This is a genomic window from Bacillus sp. G402, assembly GCF_051172515.1.
Classification (GTDB): domain Bacteria; phylum Bacillota; class Bacilli; order Bacillales; family Bacillaceae; genus Bacillus; species Bacillus altitudinis.
Window position 1 is genome coordinate 352,252 of record NZ_JBPIZC010000003.1, and the last position, 15,330, is coordinate 367,581.

Annotated in this window: 19 protein-coding genes and 1 riboswitch; of the genes, 6 read left to right on the forward strand and 13 right to left on the reverse strand. The window is 42.2% G+C overall.

What is annotated here, in order from left to right; translation table 11 throughout:
* Positions 1 to 280: 280 nt before the first annotated feature.
* Positions 281 to 1,249 (reverse strand): rhodanese-related sulfurtransferase, encoded by a 969-nt coding sequence (locus ACSBQP_RS15310; protein ID WP_007498459.1) that lies wholly within the window; start codon positions 1,247 to 1,249, stop codon positions 281 to 283.
* Between the two features lie 199 nt (positions 1,250 to 1,448).
* Between ACSBQP_RS15310 and ACSBQP_RS15315 the strand changes: the two genes are divergently transcribed.
* Positions 1,449 to 2,531, forward strand: coding sequence for an iron-containing alcohol dehydrogenase family protein (locus ACSBQP_RS15315; protein ID WP_435028573.1), 1,083 nt, complete (start codon positions 1,449 to 1,451; stop codon positions 2,529 to 2,531).
* A gap of 51 nt (positions 2,532 to 2,582) precedes the next feature.
* Here ACSBQP_RS15315 and ACSBQP_RS15320 read toward each other — a convergent pair whose 3' ends face one another.
* The 4 genes from ACSBQP_RS15320 to ACSBQP_RS15335 form a co-directional block, all read right to left on the reverse strand.
* Entirely contained in the window at positions 2,583 to 3,410 is an 828-nt protein-coding gene (locus ACSBQP_RS15320) for an aldo/keto reductase (RefSeq protein WP_048002334.1), read from the reverse strand.
* A 299-nt stretch (positions 3,411 to 3,709) separates the two neighbouring features.
* A complete protein-coding gene (locus tag ACSBQP_RS15325; protein ID WP_072367557.1) occupies positions 3,710 to 4,126 on the reverse strand; it encodes a DUF5301 domain-containing protein in 417 nt (138 codons plus the stop codon).
* Between the two features lie 29 nt (positions 4,127 to 4,155).
* On the reverse strand, positions 4,156 to 4,617 hold the full coding sequence (locus tag ACSBQP_RS15330; protein WP_144684460.1) for a DUF523 domain-containing protein: 462 nt from the start codon (positions 4,615 to 4,617) through the stop codon (positions 4,156 to 4,158).
* Positions 4,618 to 4,965: 348 nt separating this feature from the next.
* Positions 4,966 to 5,424 (reverse strand): MarR family transcriptional regulator, encoded by a 459-nt coding sequence (locus ACSBQP_RS15335; RefSeq protein WP_024719151.1) that lies wholly within the window; start codon positions 5,422 to 5,424, stop codon positions 4,966 to 4,968.
* Between the two features lie 207 nt (positions 5,425 to 5,631).
* On the opposite strand from ACSBQP_RS15335, the gene ACSBQP_RS15340 reads away from it, so the two are divergent.
* Both ACSBQP_RS15340 and ACSBQP_RS15345 read left to right on the forward strand, forming a co-directional pair.
* Positions 5,632 to 6,399 (forward strand): GNAT family N-acetyltransferase, encoded by a 768-nt coding sequence (locus ACSBQP_RS15340; protein WP_041508163.1) that lies wholly within the window; start codon positions 5,632 to 5,634, stop codon positions 6,397 to 6,399.
* A 138-nt stretch (positions 6,400 to 6,537) separates the two neighbouring features.
* Positions 6,538 to 6,915, forward strand: coding sequence for a hotdog domain-containing protein (locus tag ACSBQP_RS15345; RefSeq protein WP_048002330.1), 378 nt, complete (start codon positions 6,538 to 6,540; stop codon positions 6,913 to 6,915).
* 42 nt (positions 6,916 to 6,957) lie between these two features.
* Here ACSBQP_RS15345 and ACSBQP_RS15350 read toward each other — a convergent pair whose 3' ends face one another.
* Entirely contained in the window at positions 6,958 to 8,130 is a 1,173-nt protein-coding gene (locus ACSBQP_RS15350; RefSeq protein WP_017358727.1) for an MFS transporter, read from the reverse strand.
* A 77-nt stretch (positions 8,131 to 8,207) separates the two neighbouring features.
* A riboswitch (purine riboswitch) is annotated at positions 8,208 to 8,307 on the reverse strand.
* Between the two features lie 399 nt (positions 8,308 to 8,706).
* Between ACSBQP_RS15350 and proS the strand changes: the two genes are divergently transcribed.
* Together proS and ACSBQP_RS15360 are read left to right on the forward strand one after the other, a co-directional pair.
* Positions 8,707 to 10,140 carry a proline--tRNA ligase gene (gene proS / locus ACSBQP_RS15355; protein ID WP_144716628.1) on the forward strand — a complete coding sequence of 478 codons (1,434 nt, stop codon included), beginning with the start codon at positions 8,707 to 8,709 and terminating at the stop codon, positions 10,138 to 10,140.
* A gap of 175 nt (positions 10,141 to 10,315) precedes the next feature.
* Complete coding sequence (locus ACSBQP_RS15360) at positions 10,316 to 10,492, forward strand: hypothetical protein (protein ID WP_017358723.1); 177 nt, start codon at positions 10,316 to 10,318, stop codon at positions 10,490 to 10,492.
* 50 nt (positions 10,493 to 10,542) lie between these two features.
* On the opposite strand, the gene ACSBQP_RS15365 is transcribed toward ACSBQP_RS15360, so the two are convergent.
* From ACSBQP_RS15365 to ACSBQP_RS15395, 7 genes are all read right to left on the reverse strand, one after another.
* Positions 10,543 to 11,319, reverse strand: a complete 777-nt coding sequence (locus tag ACSBQP_RS15365; RefSeq protein WP_058214104.1) for a sulfite exporter TauE/SafE family protein — start codon at positions 11,317 to 11,319, stop codon at positions 10,543 to 10,545.
* 58 nt (positions 11,320 to 11,377) lie between these two features.
* Positions 11,378 to 11,608, reverse strand: coding sequence for a sulfurtransferase TusA family protein (locus ACSBQP_RS15370; RefSeq protein ID WP_008343881.1), 231 nt, complete (start codon positions 11,606 to 11,608; stop codon positions 11,378 to 11,380).
* A gap of 34 nt (positions 11,609 to 11,642) precedes the next feature.
* Complete coding sequence (locus ACSBQP_RS15375) at positions 11,643 to 12,770, reverse strand: MBL fold metallo-hydrolase (RefSeq protein WP_435028575.1); 1,128 nt, start codon at positions 12,768 to 12,770, stop codon at positions 11,643 to 11,645.
* Positions 12,771 to 12,785: 15 nt separating this feature from the next.
* Entirely contained in the window at positions 12,786 to 13,343 is a 558-nt protein-coding gene (locus tag ACSBQP_RS15380; protein ID WP_375831349.1) for a sulfurtransferase TusA family protein, read from the reverse strand.
* A gap of 52 nt (positions 13,344 to 13,395) precedes the next feature.
* A complete protein-coding gene (locus ACSBQP_RS15385) occupies positions 13,396 to 13,752 on the reverse strand; it encodes a rhodanese-like domain-containing protein (protein WP_435028576.1) in 357 nt (118 codons plus the stop codon).
* 13 nt (positions 13,753 to 13,765) lie between these two features.
* Positions 13,766 to 14,248, reverse strand: coding sequence for a DsrE/DsrF/DrsH-like family protein (locus tag ACSBQP_RS15390; RefSeq protein ID WP_073415251.1), 483 nt, complete (start codon positions 14,246 to 14,248; stop codon positions 13,766 to 13,768).
* Positions 14,249 to 14,373: 125 nt separating this feature from the next.
* The gene (locus ACSBQP_RS15395; protein WP_003217059.1) at positions 14,374 to 14,634 is read right to left on the reverse strand and encodes a metal-sensitive transcriptional regulator; all 261 of its coding nucleotides are present in this window, start codon (positions 14,632 to 14,634) and stop codon (positions 14,374 to 14,376) included.
* Positions 14,635 to 14,807: 173 nt separating this feature from the next.
* Between ACSBQP_RS15395 and ACSBQP_RS15400 the strand changes: the two genes are divergently transcribed.
* A complete protein-coding gene (locus ACSBQP_RS15400; RefSeq protein WP_217816247.1) occupies positions 14,808 to 15,314 on the forward strand; it encodes a hypothetical protein in 507 nt (168 codons plus the stop codon).
* The last annotated feature ends 16 nt before the right edge of the window (positions 15,315 to 15,330 follow it).

Below are 15,330 nucleotides of genomic sequence, written 5' to 3' on the forward strand. Positions count from 1 at the left end.
AGCTCACCTTTCATTCCATTGGCAAATACTTTCTGATCTGAACTTTTATCTTTGTTCATTTTTTTGCCTGTTATATTATCTCTCAATTCTCCATTTTCTGAAATAGTCGAACATGCTTATTTCAAAAGAAAGCGCTTTTTCAACTGTTCAATCTATTAGACTGATTAACTACCTTTACCCTTATTTTGAAAAAAACAAAACAAAAAAGAAAGAGGAAATGACTTCCTCTTCCCTCTGAACACATATCATCCAAAGAAAAAAGGATAAAAGGGAAACCCTCTTATCCTTGTGAGATTGCTTGTTCTTTTTCAATGACAGCTAGTCTTTCTTGAACTTCTTCCTCAGACAAATTATGCTGTTTCACATAAAGGTTACGTTCGCTTGTGCGGCATTCATGGCTGCAGCTGCGCATATATTTATGCTCGCTTTCTTCTGTTGCAATCATTTTGCGGTTACATGCAGGGTTCGCACAGTTCACATAACGCTCGCAAGGTTCGCCAGTGAAGAAATCTTTTCCTACCACGACGTGCTCTGTTTGATTGACTGGAACCGTTAGGCGGTTATCAAACACATAACATTGACCGTCCCATAGCTTTCCTTGAACTTCTGGGTCTTTTCCGTACGTGACAATTCCACCGTCAAGCTGGGATACATCTTCAAAGCCTTCACGCTTTAACCATCCTGAGAATTTCTCACAGCGTACGCCGCCTGTGCAATACGTCAGAATTTTTTTCCCTTCAAGAATCTCTTTATTGTCACGAATCCACTCAGGCAATTCACGGAATGTCTCAATGTCAGGGCGCACAGCACCTCTGAAGTGACCGACATCAAACTCATAATCATTACGTGCATCAATCACGACCGTATCAGGTGATTGCATTTGCTCGTAAAATTCAACTGGGCTGAGATGTTTCCCCGTTAATTCTAGCGGATTCACATCATCTTCAAGACTTAAATTCACCAATTCATTTCGATGACGGACGTGCATTTTCTTAAACGCATGACCATCTGCTTCGTCAATTTTAATTGGCATGGACGCAAAGCGTGGATCTTCTTTCAATGCTTGCATGTACTTGTCCGTTTGCTCAATGGTACCAGAAACGGTTCCGTTTATGCCTTCAGATGAAACAAGAATACGACCTAACAAACCAAGTTCCTTACAGAATGCTAGATGCTCTGCTGTAAACGTTTCTGGATCCTCAATGGGGACATATTGATAGTAAAGTAATACACGATATTGTTTTTCCATATATATAAACACCTCTTAAATTTAATCAAAACATACCATTTTATATCATACAGGAAATACATACCTTAAGGCAATGTCAGCAGTTCAATTCCATAAAACGGAATGGTCTATGGTCTCATATTGTTCGATTATTTGACAGAACTTTCTGTAAAATGAGATGATTTAAGAACTATATGATTTCGTAAAGGAGCATAAGTCAATGATCCAGCCAGAAGAGATCGTCAGAAGCGGTCCTAACCAGTTTATTTCTCAAAAGGGAATTTATCACGAACTCGAGTCACTTGCATCTCCTTTTCACTCACCTGCTATAGTGACAGGATATGACTCATATCAAGCCTTTTCACATTACACAAAGCTTCCATCCGAGTGGCCTATTGTTCAGCATAAAGGTTACAGTTCACCAAATGCGATTACACGAATTGCGGAAGAACTCAAGAGTTCAGACGTGATCATCGGGATCGGTGGCGGAACGATTTTAGATACAGCGAAGTCTGTTGCCGACGCTCTCCAAATTGAAGTGATCATGGTGCCGACGATTCCTGGGACATGTGCGGCTTCTACACCGCTCAGTGTCATTTATGATGACAAGGGAAATTTCATGAGGGTCGACTATCATAAGCGGTCCAGCTATCTCACGTTAATTGATCATACTTTTTTGCTTTCATCTCCTCTTTCCTATCTCCAAAGCGGAATTGGGGATACGCTGGCAAAATGGTATGAAGCGGAAGCCATTATTCGTAACACAAAAGGCACCTTGCCGCTCATGGTACATGCTGCATTAAAGCAGGCAGTGTACGTTCGTGACATTCTTCTGACTCATAGTGAAGAAGCCGTTAGCAGCTTAAAAACAGGTCAGCTTTCTCAAGCCTTTGCAGATGTAACAGATACGATCATTACGTTAGCCGGAACAGTCGGCGGCTATGGAGGACGTTATGGCAGAATGGCAGGAGCCCATGCTGTTCATAATGGATTAACATTTATTGATGAAACACATCATGTGTTACATGGACAAAAAGTGGCCTATGGCATTCTCGTTCAGCTTGCTGCAGAAAACCGTATGACGGAAGTAGAAGAATTACTTGAGCTTTATCAAACACTCGGATTACCTAGAACGATGCGTGAGCTTGGCATCACAGCTCAGCTAGAGGAAGCAGCACATACAGTGGCAAACCATGCTGCACGTAAAGATGAAACCTTTTGTTTGATTGGAGACTATAAGAAAGAGCAAATTGTCGACGCCATTCAAATCATTGAGACCTATCAGCCTCAAAAAATGGTCTGAACATACCGGCAAATAAAAAAGCACAGGCATCTCGCCCGTGCTTTTCTTATATTAAAAATCGAAGTTATCTGGGTCTGGACCCGTGCGCTCATCTTCATTGAGCTGATCAATGACACTCATTTCTTGGGCGGACAACTCGAAATCAAATACGTTTGTGTTTTCGATGATTCGGCTCTTCGTCACAGATTTCGGAATGGTGATAATGCCATGCTGCAAGTCCCAGCGAAGAATGACTTGCGCCACTGACTTCTCATGTTTTTTCGCAATATCTTGAAGCACCGGATGGTTAAGAAGTTTTCCGCTGCCTAATGGCGACCATGCTTCTACATGAATGCCTTTTGCCTTGCAGTAGTCACGTAAAGGCTCCTGCGTCAGCTTCGGATGCAGCTCAATTTGATTGACCATTGGTACCACTTCTGCCTCTTCTAATAAATCTTCTAAATGGTGCTGATGGAAGTTACACACGCCAATGGCTTTCACGCGGCCATCCTTATAAAGCTTTTCTAGCGCTTTCCACGTTTCTTTATATTTGCCTTCAACCGGCCAATGGATTAAATAAAGATCCAGTACATCCAGACCAAGTTTGTTCATACTCGTTTCAAAGGCTTCAAGCGTTGACTCATATCCTTGATCACTATTCCACACTTTTGTCGTAATGAACAGATCATCGCGAGAGATGCCTGATTGCTGAATGGCTTTGCCAACACCTTCTTCATTTTGATAGGCCGCTGCTGTATCTATACTGCGATAGCCCGCTTCTAGTGCGTCTTTGACTGCATTTACAGCCTCATCCCCATCTTTTACTTGCCATACACCAAAGCCAAGCTTCGGCATTTTCACTCCGTTTGCTAATGTGACTGTATCTGTTAATCCACTCATCAAACAAACCTCCGCTTCATTTTTGCTTACCATGCACTATACCCGAATGTGCGAAAGATCATGCATGAAAAGATAAACCATTCATAGACTGAATGATCTCAGATAGTTGACAAAGGGCTAAAATGAACTTGATTTTAGCCCTTTGTCTTCTTTTCAGCGTGATAGAAAACCTTTGCAGCCCTAGGAAGGACGAGTACTGGCGCGGAGCGAATTTGGGATTCGTGAGCACCAGAGCGCAGGACTGACAAAGAATGCGAGGGTTTGTCTACACGCTGAAACCATTCATAGACTGAATGATCTTATTTGATGTATTGTCCCATATCGACTTGATTTGCATCAACGATTTGGTATTTACTGATTCGATTTTTTGTTTTAGAACCATCATACGTCTCTAAAAAGCTTTGGTCATAAAAAGTCAGACCATACATTTGCTTTTCGTTCTCGTACACTCTGATCCAATAAGATTCTTTTGTTTCTTTTTTAGATCCAGTTAATTTCTTTAATTGAATACCCGAAAATTTCTTCAGCAGCTTTTGAATATCCTCTTTCTTGTCCACCACAACGCGCTCATCATCATGCTCAATTTGAATGGAAGTCACTTTATCTTTATCAATCGAGACCACATCATCAAAAGCATATGTTTTGGCATTGATCATAAAATAAAGACCTATTCCGATGAAAATAACGACTACTAAACCAATGATCCACTTCTTCAACCTAACTCCTCCTTCAATTCACGCCATCCCTATACAAACAGCGAGGTCCAATCATCCTCCTCAGAGAATACTTGAATCCCATGCTGTTTCAGCAAGGCAGACGTCACACCGTCCCCAGCCTTTGTCTTCCCGTTAAACTCTCCCCGATAGATCATCCGGCTTCCGCAAGAAGGGCTGTACTCTTTTAACACGACGGATGTTGCGCCAAGAGTCTGAGCCTGCTTAAGCGTGGCTTGTGCACCATTTACATACATCTCTGTCACATCTGTTCCATGAACATCAACAACAGCAGCCTGCCCCCGTAAGACATCATGACCATCTCCACCAATAATTTCAGCGGGAGGTCTTGGTGTAGAGAAACCGCCAAGCAGCTCAGGGCAAACTGTTACCGCCTTTCCTTCCTGCACAAGCTCCTCGATACGTTGATCTAATCGATGGCTGCCATTATAACGGACCTTTAATCCCGCAAGACAAGCGCTAACAACGATCATGTATCTTCCTCATTTCTATGTATTGAACGTTTTTTGCTGACTTTAAAATAAATCCATAAAGGCAAACAGAGTATCGTGTACATCAGAAAGGGCAGAGCACAATACAAAATAGCTGCCCAAATGGACCCTTCAACTCCTGTGATCCCAAAAAAATAAACAAATAATAGCAAGCTGACAAACAATCCGACGAACGGCATGATAAAAATAGATTTTTTAAAATTCTCCATCATCTCTTTCACCAACACGGCTCCCTCCCTCAAACATCATCACGAATAACGTCAATATATGTTAATTTTACCATAAAAAAACCGAAAGCATCTAGTTTATAGAAAGCTTTCGGTCCGTTATTTATATCTTTTCCTTCCAAGCCTTTAAGAAGCGCTCAATAACCTGTAGCTCGTCTTCATTAAATTCATGGAGGAATTCTAAATAGGAGGAGACTGCCTGTTCATGAAGCTCATCATGCAGTGCCGCAAGCTGTGTGCCTTCCTCTGTGAGTGAATAATAGACGGATTTCTTGTCACCTTGCCGGTGGCAATAGTCGACCATGCCTTTTTCGATGAGCTTTTTCACAGCCTTTGTAATAGCTGGTTTTGATAGTTTTAGTTGTTGTGAAAGAAATGTATTATTGGATTCATTAGGGTTTGCTTGAATCATAGATAAAATATGAAGCTGTGTAAGTGTCCAATCTTGCTTGAGTGTATCAGTCGTGGTAATCAGTGGATCTGTTGGATCGTTCCGTTTCTTTTCCCTATGCATAATCAAATCTTGAATCGCTTTTAAGACAATCTGCTCGTTTGTTTCCATCTGAACCTCCACTCTTAACTGGTTAATAAAATGGTACTAATAATCAATAAAGGAGTCAAAAGAAATGTGGGGATGAGGAAAAGAATGGGTCATCAGACCTGATAAATAAAAGAACTTTTTTACTAGATTGCAAGAGACGGCATAATTTCCTTTTCTTTGCTATTATTTATGATAAGTAACCCTCAATCAAAAAAAGAAGGTGAGAGAATGAAAACAGAACAGCAAATGGCCATTCGCCAGTTAGAAGAAAAAATAAATTTGTTTTCTTCTGTTGTCAACGGATCGTTCCTATCAACGGAAGATTTCGTTCTATCAAACACGCATATATCAACTGACACGTTCAATTTGTTATTACCCATTTCAGCGCACATACAAGATCAACAAAAAGTGGAAGTTGCCATCGAACAAATGCAGCAACAGCAACTAACATTCAGCACATGGATCACTCAAAGCCTGCTTCACCCCGATTGGTCGAATATCATGCAGAAATATGGGCTTCAAGAAGTGGAACGCAATACCATCATGATGCTTGAACATACAAACGACATCGATCAAAGGACCTCTCAATCGCTTACGATCAAGGAAGTGACTGACGATCAAACCTTTCTCGATTATCAACATTTATTTATCGAACTTTTCGAAGGATCACCTGAGGCAATCTCTTTAAACAGCTATTTCCAGCGCTTTTCGATTGAACGATTACACCCGAGTACCCGCATGTTCGTTGGATATGAACACAACAAACCGGTCACAACGGGCTTATTGATTGAAACAGCAGACAGCTACGGTATTTATGATGTCATCACAAAGGCAGAACACCGCGGAAGAGGACTTGGCAGTGACATGTTTCATTACCTTCTGACCCAGACAGATAACAAACAAAAGTGTGTGATGTTACAAGCCTCAAATGACGGCAAACATATCTATCAGCGTGCCGGATTTCAACCAATTGGAGAAATGGTAATTTTTGAATAGACGATGACATTTTTCCTGACGTATCAAGGGCAAAGAAAGGCATCCTGTCTCTTCTTTGCTTCCAACATCTCACCACAAAAATGAATGTACATTCATTCACTCCTTTGGTACATTTAAAAAAAGGAGCTGAAAAAACAGATGGTTCGACCAGGCGATCAATTTCAAACAAGCAAAACCTATACGCATGAAGATGTGATTCAATTTGGCGAGATGACAGGTGATCTTGGCAAACATCATACCGAGCTAGATGATCAAGGCAGGCTCATGGTACACGGTTTTCTCACAGCAAGTCTAGCCACGAAGCTTGGCGGTCAGTTTCATTTTATCGGTCAAGAGATGACATGTACCTTCATACGCCCTGTTTATACAGGTGACACCATTACCTGCCAGATGGCCGTCACCAAGGTAGAACCCCTTGAAAAATACCATCGAGTCTACCTTTTTTCCCGTTATATCAATCAGCATGGAGAAGAAGTCATTACTGGTAAAAGCGAAGGTGTGGTTTTCAAAAAATAAAAAGCTGCCTATGATGAGGCAGCTAAACGATCTTATTCTCTTCTATTCAGCGTGATGCTGACGATCCATATAAAGCGGCGGTCTCTTTAATGAAATCACTGCACAGCTAAAGGCAATCAGCACAAAAACAGCGCCGAATTTAGCCAAATCAACAGATGAACCGGTCATTGTAAACATGACGCCGCCCACTGCTGATCCAATGGAAATCCCAATTTGCAAAGCGGATGTGTTCAAACTCTGCTGAATATCAGACGTCACAGGGTCTGTTTGAATCAAATAGCTCTGCAAAGCAGGTGTCAGTGCCCAGCTAAGAGCACCCCATAGGACAACCATCACCATAAAGAGCATAAACACTCCCGCTGTATAAGGAAGGATAAACATCACAATGGCAAACGCCATGGTCACAAGCAAAATGGCTTTTCCTGATCCTAGTTTGTCACTCAGCCAGCCGCCAAACCCATTCCCGCCAATAGACGCAAGTCCGAAGACCAAATAACAAATACTAATCCAAAACGGAGTCATATGCAAAACTTCCATCAGAAATGGCGTGAAATAAGAATACAGCATATAATGACCAGCAAGCATGAACAAGCTAATCAAATGTGCACTGAAAATTTTCGGATGCCCTAAAGAACGAATTTGTTCTTTAAGCGGTGTGACTTTTTCAACAGGCATTTTCTCCAATAGAAAATAAATGAGTACCATGGATATGGCGGACAAAATACTGATTCCTAAAAACATCACTCTCCAGCCAAAGCTCTCTGTAATAAAAATACCGATCGGTACACCGAGAACAAGTGATGAGCTAATCCCAATAAAAATCAGACCTAATGCTTTCGCTCGATGCGCCGGTTCCACCAGCTTGGCGGTAATCGTTAGTGATAACACCACAACAAGCGCTGTACTCATGGCAATCAAGACCCTAGAGATCATGACAAGGGCAAAGGTGGAACTAAAATATGTGAATACATTGCCTAATGTAAAGACCAATAATGCGATTAAATAAAGACGCTTTCGTTCGATTTTGGCTGTGACGGTCAGTAGCACCGGTGCTGAAATAGCATACACAATCGCAAATACCGTGATCAGCTGCCCAGCTGTCGCAAGAGACACATTGAGATCCTCTGCTAAACTTGGCAAAATGCCCCCGACCACAAGCTCAACTAATCCAACCGCAAAAGTAGAAACAGCTAATAAATAAACTCTCCAGTTCATGTCTAACATCCCTTCTCTATATCATGGCTTTCACTTTTGATACAGGGTGCAGACAAACAAAAAAACCCTGATTACAAAAAAGGAAAGCGCGCTTTTGTAATCAGGATTTATCGGATCCTGGTAGAAACCCTCAAACCATATTATTGAGGTTATACAAGTCTATTTTTTTCTTCAAATATATTAGCATAGCCTTCCATAACGTGCAAGCTGCAAAAACAGAAAATATCTGCCAATGGCTCTTCGACATAAACGACCTCAGAAGGGCATGAAATGAACTTGCGGACCAACTTGCTTTCTCCCCCATTTACAGGTAAACTGATGAAAAATCAACGAACAAGAATCAACGTAGATCTGGAATAGTAGCTTGAATCGATCTTTACCAGAGAGGGAACGGTGCTGAGAAGTTCCTACTGACATCTTCAAGTGAACCTGCCGATTTAGTTCTGTTTCATACAGCGGTTCATACCGTTATCATGATCGAGTGTAAAGCTGTGCTTTAAATTAGGGTGGTACCACCAGGAATGGTCCCTAACTTAAAGCACAGCTTTTTTGTTTTTTAAAAGGAGGAAAAAGACGATGTCAAAGAAACAATTTGTTGAGAAAATTACAAGCATGGAAGACGACTTTGCCCAGTGGTATACAGATGTTGTCACAAAGGCGCGTCTCGTCGATTATTCAAGCGTTAGAGGCAGTATGATCATTCAGCCATACGGTTTTAAAATTTGGGAGAATATTCGCGACGAACTTGATCGTCAAATCAAAGAAACGGGTCACGAGAATGTCTATATGCCGCTCTTTATCCCAGAAAGCCTTCTCCAGCAGGAAAAAGATCATATCGAAGGCTTTGCTCCTGAAGTGGCGTGGGTGACACATGGCGGTGATTCGGAATTACAGGAAAGACTCTGCGTCAGACCAACATCCGAGGTGCTGTTCGCCGAGCATTATAAAAACATCATTCATTCCTATCGTGATTTACCGAAGCTATATAACCAATGGGCCAATGTCGTCCGCTGGGAAAAGACAACACGTCCATTCCTTAGAACCCTTGAATTCCTCTGGCAGGAAGGGCACACTTGTCACGAGACTGAGCAAGAAGCGATTGAAGAAACAGAAAGAATGCTCCATGTCTATGCGTCTATTTGTGAAGAGCTTCTAGCGATCCCTGTCATTAAAGGAAGAAAAACAGAGAAAGAAAAATTCGCTGGCGCCCGCTTCACCTATACGGTTGAAAGCTTGATGCATGACGGAAAAGCCCTGCAAACCGCCACTTCTCACTTCTTCGGCAACGGATTTGCCAAGGCGTTTGGCATTGAATTTTTAAATCGCGAAGGAAAACTAGAGCATGTCCAGCAAACATCATGGGGCTTCACCACAAGAATCATTGGCGCTATGATCATGGTGCATGGCGATGACAGAGGACTTGTCCTACCGCCAAACATTGCGCCAACCCAAGTACGTGTTGTGCCAATTGCTTCCCATAAAGAAGGTGTCCTCGATCATGCCTATGAATTAAAGGATAGACTCGCCCGCATCGCACGCGCTGACATCGATGCAAGTGATAAACAGCCTGGCTGGAAATTCAACGAATGCGAAATGCAGGGCATCCCATTACGCGTAGAAGTAGGACCAAAGGATATGGAAAAAGGCCAGGTGATACTTGCAAGACGAGACACAGGTGAAAAGCAAGCCGTCACATTAGATGCACTTGAACAAACCATCACGGCCACGCTTGAAGACATTCAGCAGACGATGTACGAAAAAGCAAAAGAACGATTACATGAAAAAACATCAAACGCCCACACAATCGAAGACATCGAGCAGCTTCTTGCCGAAGAAAACAGGTTGATCAAAGCCATGTGGTGCGGCGATGAAGACTGTGAAAACGACATCAAAGAGAGAACAGGGGCGACATCACGCTGTATCCCGTTTGAACAAGAATCCGTTTCTGACACATGTGTCTGCTGCGGGAAACCTGCTTCTGATATGGTGTTCTGGGCAAAAGCCTACTAACCATATTTCAAATTTTTTACAAAAAATGCAAGGATTTGTCTATTCGCTGAAGCATCTTATACGATGCTTCTTTTTTGTTAAAAAGAGCCAAATATCCATTGACCTCATTCACACAATCCCCTATAATTCATATTAATATAATCGGTTTTTAAGACTTTAACTGGAGTGGTGATCTATGAAGCGCTGGCTCTCAATATTTAACGAACGTTGTCCAAAATGTAAAACAGCATTAGATGTCTCGAAGTCCAATGCCTTGCAAGGCAAAGTCGTGAAAACATGCCCCAATCTTCATTATCAAAAAGAGTACCACCCTGCACTTGAAACGTATATTGAGCACGATGACATGAAATAAAAAAGACCAACATGGAAAAGAGCCCTTGCTCTCAGTTGTTGGTCTTTTTCTTATAATAAATCCACCCAGATTTTGATCGCTGTGGCTGTAATCATCACGGCAAGCGCCCATTGCAAATAAACGGCATTGATTTTCTGGCCAATTTTCGCCCCAATCGGCGCAGCAATCAAACTGGCCGCCATTAAGACAAGAGCAGGCATGAACATGACTTGACCAGTCAGCACTTTCCCAGCCGATGCGCCGATCGCAGAGAGAAACGTAATCGCCAGAGACGAGGCAATCGTCATCCGCACAGGGATTTTGAGAATCGATAGCATCACCGGTACTAAAATAAAGGCACCGCCTGCACCTAATACGCCCGATACACTTCCGATCACAAAGGCAATACCAGCCGCCAATCCTTTATGAAAGGTCACCTCTCCATCCGCTTCTGCCTGCTGACCTTTTTTCGGAACAAGCATTAAAATGACAGCGACAATGGCAAGCAGACCATAGACCACATTGATGCCTTTCTCTGGAAGGAAATGTGATAAATAGCTGCCTAATAAACTCCCTGCCAATATACTGCTCCCCATATATAAAATCAATGGTCGATGTAAAAATCCGCTTTTTCGATACGCCAGCACACCGCCGAGTGTCGAAAATAGGACTTGAATGGCACCAATCCCTGAAACCTCGTGTGCCGATAATGCCATCACTCCGACTAGAGGCGGGATATAAAGCAGCATAGGATAGTTGATCACCGATCCTCCTATTCCGACCATTCCTGATAAGAAGGAACCAATAAATCCGATGATAAATAAAGTAATGAAAAATGCAAAATCCACGCTGGTCTCCTCCTTTGCAAAAGGAAAAGGGGCTCCCTCATAGATACCCCTCTCCCCTTTAGGACCCTTTTCTCACCCAGAACTTCAGCACATGCCCTTCATCTGTCTGCGTGATCAATTCATGTCCGCTTGACTTAGCCCATGCAGCCAAATCAGCTTTGGCCCCTTTATCTGTTGCATGTATTTCTAATACTTGGCCTTCTGCCAAGTCGTTCATTTTTTTCTTCGTCCGAATAATCGGCATTGGGCATGCAAGCCCGGTTACGTCTAAAATGTGATCTGATGTCATCTGATCATCCCTCGCTTCTTTATTTTATTGAACATTATCGAATCGCACAACGGTTTGGACCAATTTCCATGTCTCGCTGCGCTTCCTCGTCTGGATGCAGCTTCCCCATATTGGTAGACCGAATGTCTTGATAAGCGTTTGGCTGTGCAGGTAGATGCTGCGTGACCATTTGTCTAAATACGTCTTCATCTTCAATGTTCAGCCCGTGATTTTCTTCAAACAAAGCGCCTAGTTCCTTCCAAACGCTCCCGTCTTCATTCAGCTCATCCACGATCATAAAATGTGCAGGCAGCACAATCAATTCTGCCGAAAGCGCCGTATATCGTGTATAAAGGGTTTCTCTCAAATCACCTACCCAGTCCTCCGCCATACCGGCTAGGTCAGGTCTTCCGATCGAATCAATGAACAAAATATCACCTGAAAGGAGGTAACGGCCGTCTACGATAAAAGAGGTTGAACCAATCGTATGGCCTGGTGAATAAAGGGCGTGAATATCAATCTCCGTCGCTCCAATCGTCACACGCTGCCCTTCTTCAAGGTGATTGTAATCAAACGTCACCTCTTCGGCGTCTTTTGGTGGTAGCCAATAGATAGCACCAGTCTGTTCAGACAGCTTTTTCCCGCCAGATATATGGTCCGCATGAAGGTGCGTATCAAACACATGCGTCACTGTGACTTGATGTTTTATAGCAAATTGCGTATAGACCTCCGTCATTCTAGCCGCATCAATAATCGCAGCTTCCCCATTCGACATGATCATATAGGACAAGCACCCCTTGCCCATTCGCACAAATTGGTACAACTCTCCACCGCCAGTTAAATCACCGATCTTCACTGGCTCTAAATGCTCACTCCATGCCTTCATGCCGCCTTGCAAATAATGGACCGTTCTGCCTGCCTCTGACAGCATCTCTGCCACCATAATAGAAGAGCCCTCTTTCGCACAAACGACCAGTACATCTAGGTCATCCGGTATGTTCTCCACCATATCCTCTACGCCATCAAGAAGCTCAAAGTAAGGCACATTTAAATATTCAACGGCTTTCCCTTCAATTTTCCAGTCCTGCACATCTGATTCGTTTCGTACATCCAACAAAAAGATCGGCTCTTTGTTGATGATCTTTTTTGTTAACTGTTCTGCTGTCATTGATTTTACAGTCATCGTTTCAATCAGCTCCTATTTTTCAATCTCTCCTGTCCAGCTGTTCATGCCTGGCACTACATTGATCAATTGATGAAATCCTTTTTCTTTTAACTTTTGTGCGGCTAATTCACTTCTTCTGCCTGAATGACAGATGAGGTAAATGAGCGTCTCTCGGTTCAATTCTTCAGCACGTTGTTCCACCTCGCCAAGAGGGATGTGAACAGCTCCTGGTATATGACCCGCTTCATATTCATCCGGCTCTCGTACATCTAAAATAAACAATGACTGATCTTCTTTTACCTTCTGTTGAAACATGTTCAACGATATTTCCGAAATCATTGACTGCTCCTCCTGTTTCGCTCCACCTTTACGAATCAAATGATGAAGCACCTGCCCTTCTACTTTTGTTCCTAAAAATTCATGACCGGCGCTTTTTGACCAAGCTGCTAAATCCGCTGTAGACCCTTTGTCAGTTGCTTGCACTTCAAGCACATCTCCTGGCAAGAGCTCATTCATTTGTTTTTTCGTTTTGACAATGGGCATTGGGCATGCCAATCCTTTTGCATCTAGAATTGCTGTTGGTTGCTGCATTGTTTTTCCTCCTTTTATAGGGGTGGGGGTATATTACAAAGCCTATTGATACCTATAATCGCCAAGCATTCATGCCACCCTTGATATTCGTAATGTGGGTAAATCCCTGTTTTTTTAACAATTTAGCCGCCTGCATACTTCTCATCCCGCTTTGGCAGATCACATACACTTCTTTGTCTTTCTCAAGCTCATGCGCTCGATTCCTTAACTGTGGTAAGGGGATATTTTGAAAGCCTTTTATATGATTTGTTTGAAATTCTAAAGGTGATCGCACGTCTATCAGCTGTTGATGCCGACTAGGCAATTTAGGTTTCAGATGAGCTGCGTCCATTTGTTTCACACCCCGTACGGGAAGAAAACGGCTCACAAGCAAAGCGATCACAATGATGAGCAAAAGCATTTGAATCATGTATGGACACCCCCTAGATAAATAAGTTCACATTCCCGATTTCTGCCTCTGCTAAATACGCTGCCACACCGGCATATTGAATGTCTGCTAGTAATTCATCCTCCTGCAGCCCTAAAAGATCCATCGTCATCGTACATGCCACGAGGTTGATCTCTTGTTCCTTCGCCATATCAATGAGCTGCGGCAGGGTCATGGCATTGTGTTTGTTGATCACATGCTTGATCATCTTCGGTCCCATTCCTGCAAAATTCATCTTTGACAGCCCCATTCGATCAGCGCCACGCGGCATCATTTTGCCAAACATTTTTTCTAAAAATCCCTTCTTCAGTGGCACCATCTCTTCCTGACGCAAGGCATTCAGCCCCCAAAAAGTATGAAAAATAGTCACCTCGTGATCATAAGCTGCTGCGCCATTTGCAATAATGTAAGCGGCCATCGCTTTATCATAATCTCCACTAAATAAAACAATTGTTGTTCGTTTTTTCTGTTCCTCCATCATGATCCTCCTTATCTTAATTACCCGTGGGGGTATATAGAAAACAAAAAATATATACACATACCGGTAAGGGTATATTATAACAAGTAAAAAAATTCGTCAACCTCCAAAGGCTGAGGAATTTCTTACCGGCTTTTCACCAAGAGCTCAACCGCTTCTTTGACAAGCCCCTCTGTATCCTTGCCTTGTTCAAGACTTTCACGGACACATTGCTCAAGATTTGTACTCACAATCACACCCATTGCACGATCAATGGCATTGCGTGATGCAGATAGCTGCGTCACCACCTCACGGCAATCCTTTCCCTGCTCCATCATCGCAAGAACCCCTTTAATCTGCCCTTCAATCCGGCGAAGACGATTCTTCATCTGTTGATTATACTCCATGAATAAGCACTCCTTTCTATGACAGATAGTATACCCTAAGAGGTATTTAGTCAAACGACTTGCCCTTTTCTTTTGTAGAAAACGAATATGAAAAGAATTGCACATTCCACCATTTATTGATAAAAAGTAAATAACCAACGAACGAGAAATCATTGAAGAAAAGAGGACAACCCATGACTTTACAGCATTATATTGGATCAAACAAAGAACTACCGCTTGGGACCATTGGTCAAAACCCTACCTATAAACCACTCTCTGAACTCAATATCAAATTGTTTGATCAAAAACAAAAAAAGCACAAAACCTATCAAAAAGAAGATCCTTTGATAGAAGTATTCGAAACAGAAGAGGATTTCGAAGGCATTCACATTGATTATTTAGATCCTTTCTATGAAACGGTAAGAAACAAATTCACACATCCTTTTGTTTATGAATTGGACATCATTCATTCTTTTCGTGCACTTTTTCAATTCATTGAAAAAGAGCTGTCAACAGGAGAAACCATCGAAATCTATTCTTGTCTAAATGAACTCGAAACGAAAGAAAAGGATGATCAATTGGATGTAGAAATTGACCTAAGCAAAAAACGGTTTGGAAAACATATCTATTTTAAAGACATCAATGAACTGATTGATATGTTTGAATTAGAAAACTTACAATATGTATTGGTGAAGAAGTAAAGATGATAAATTCCTT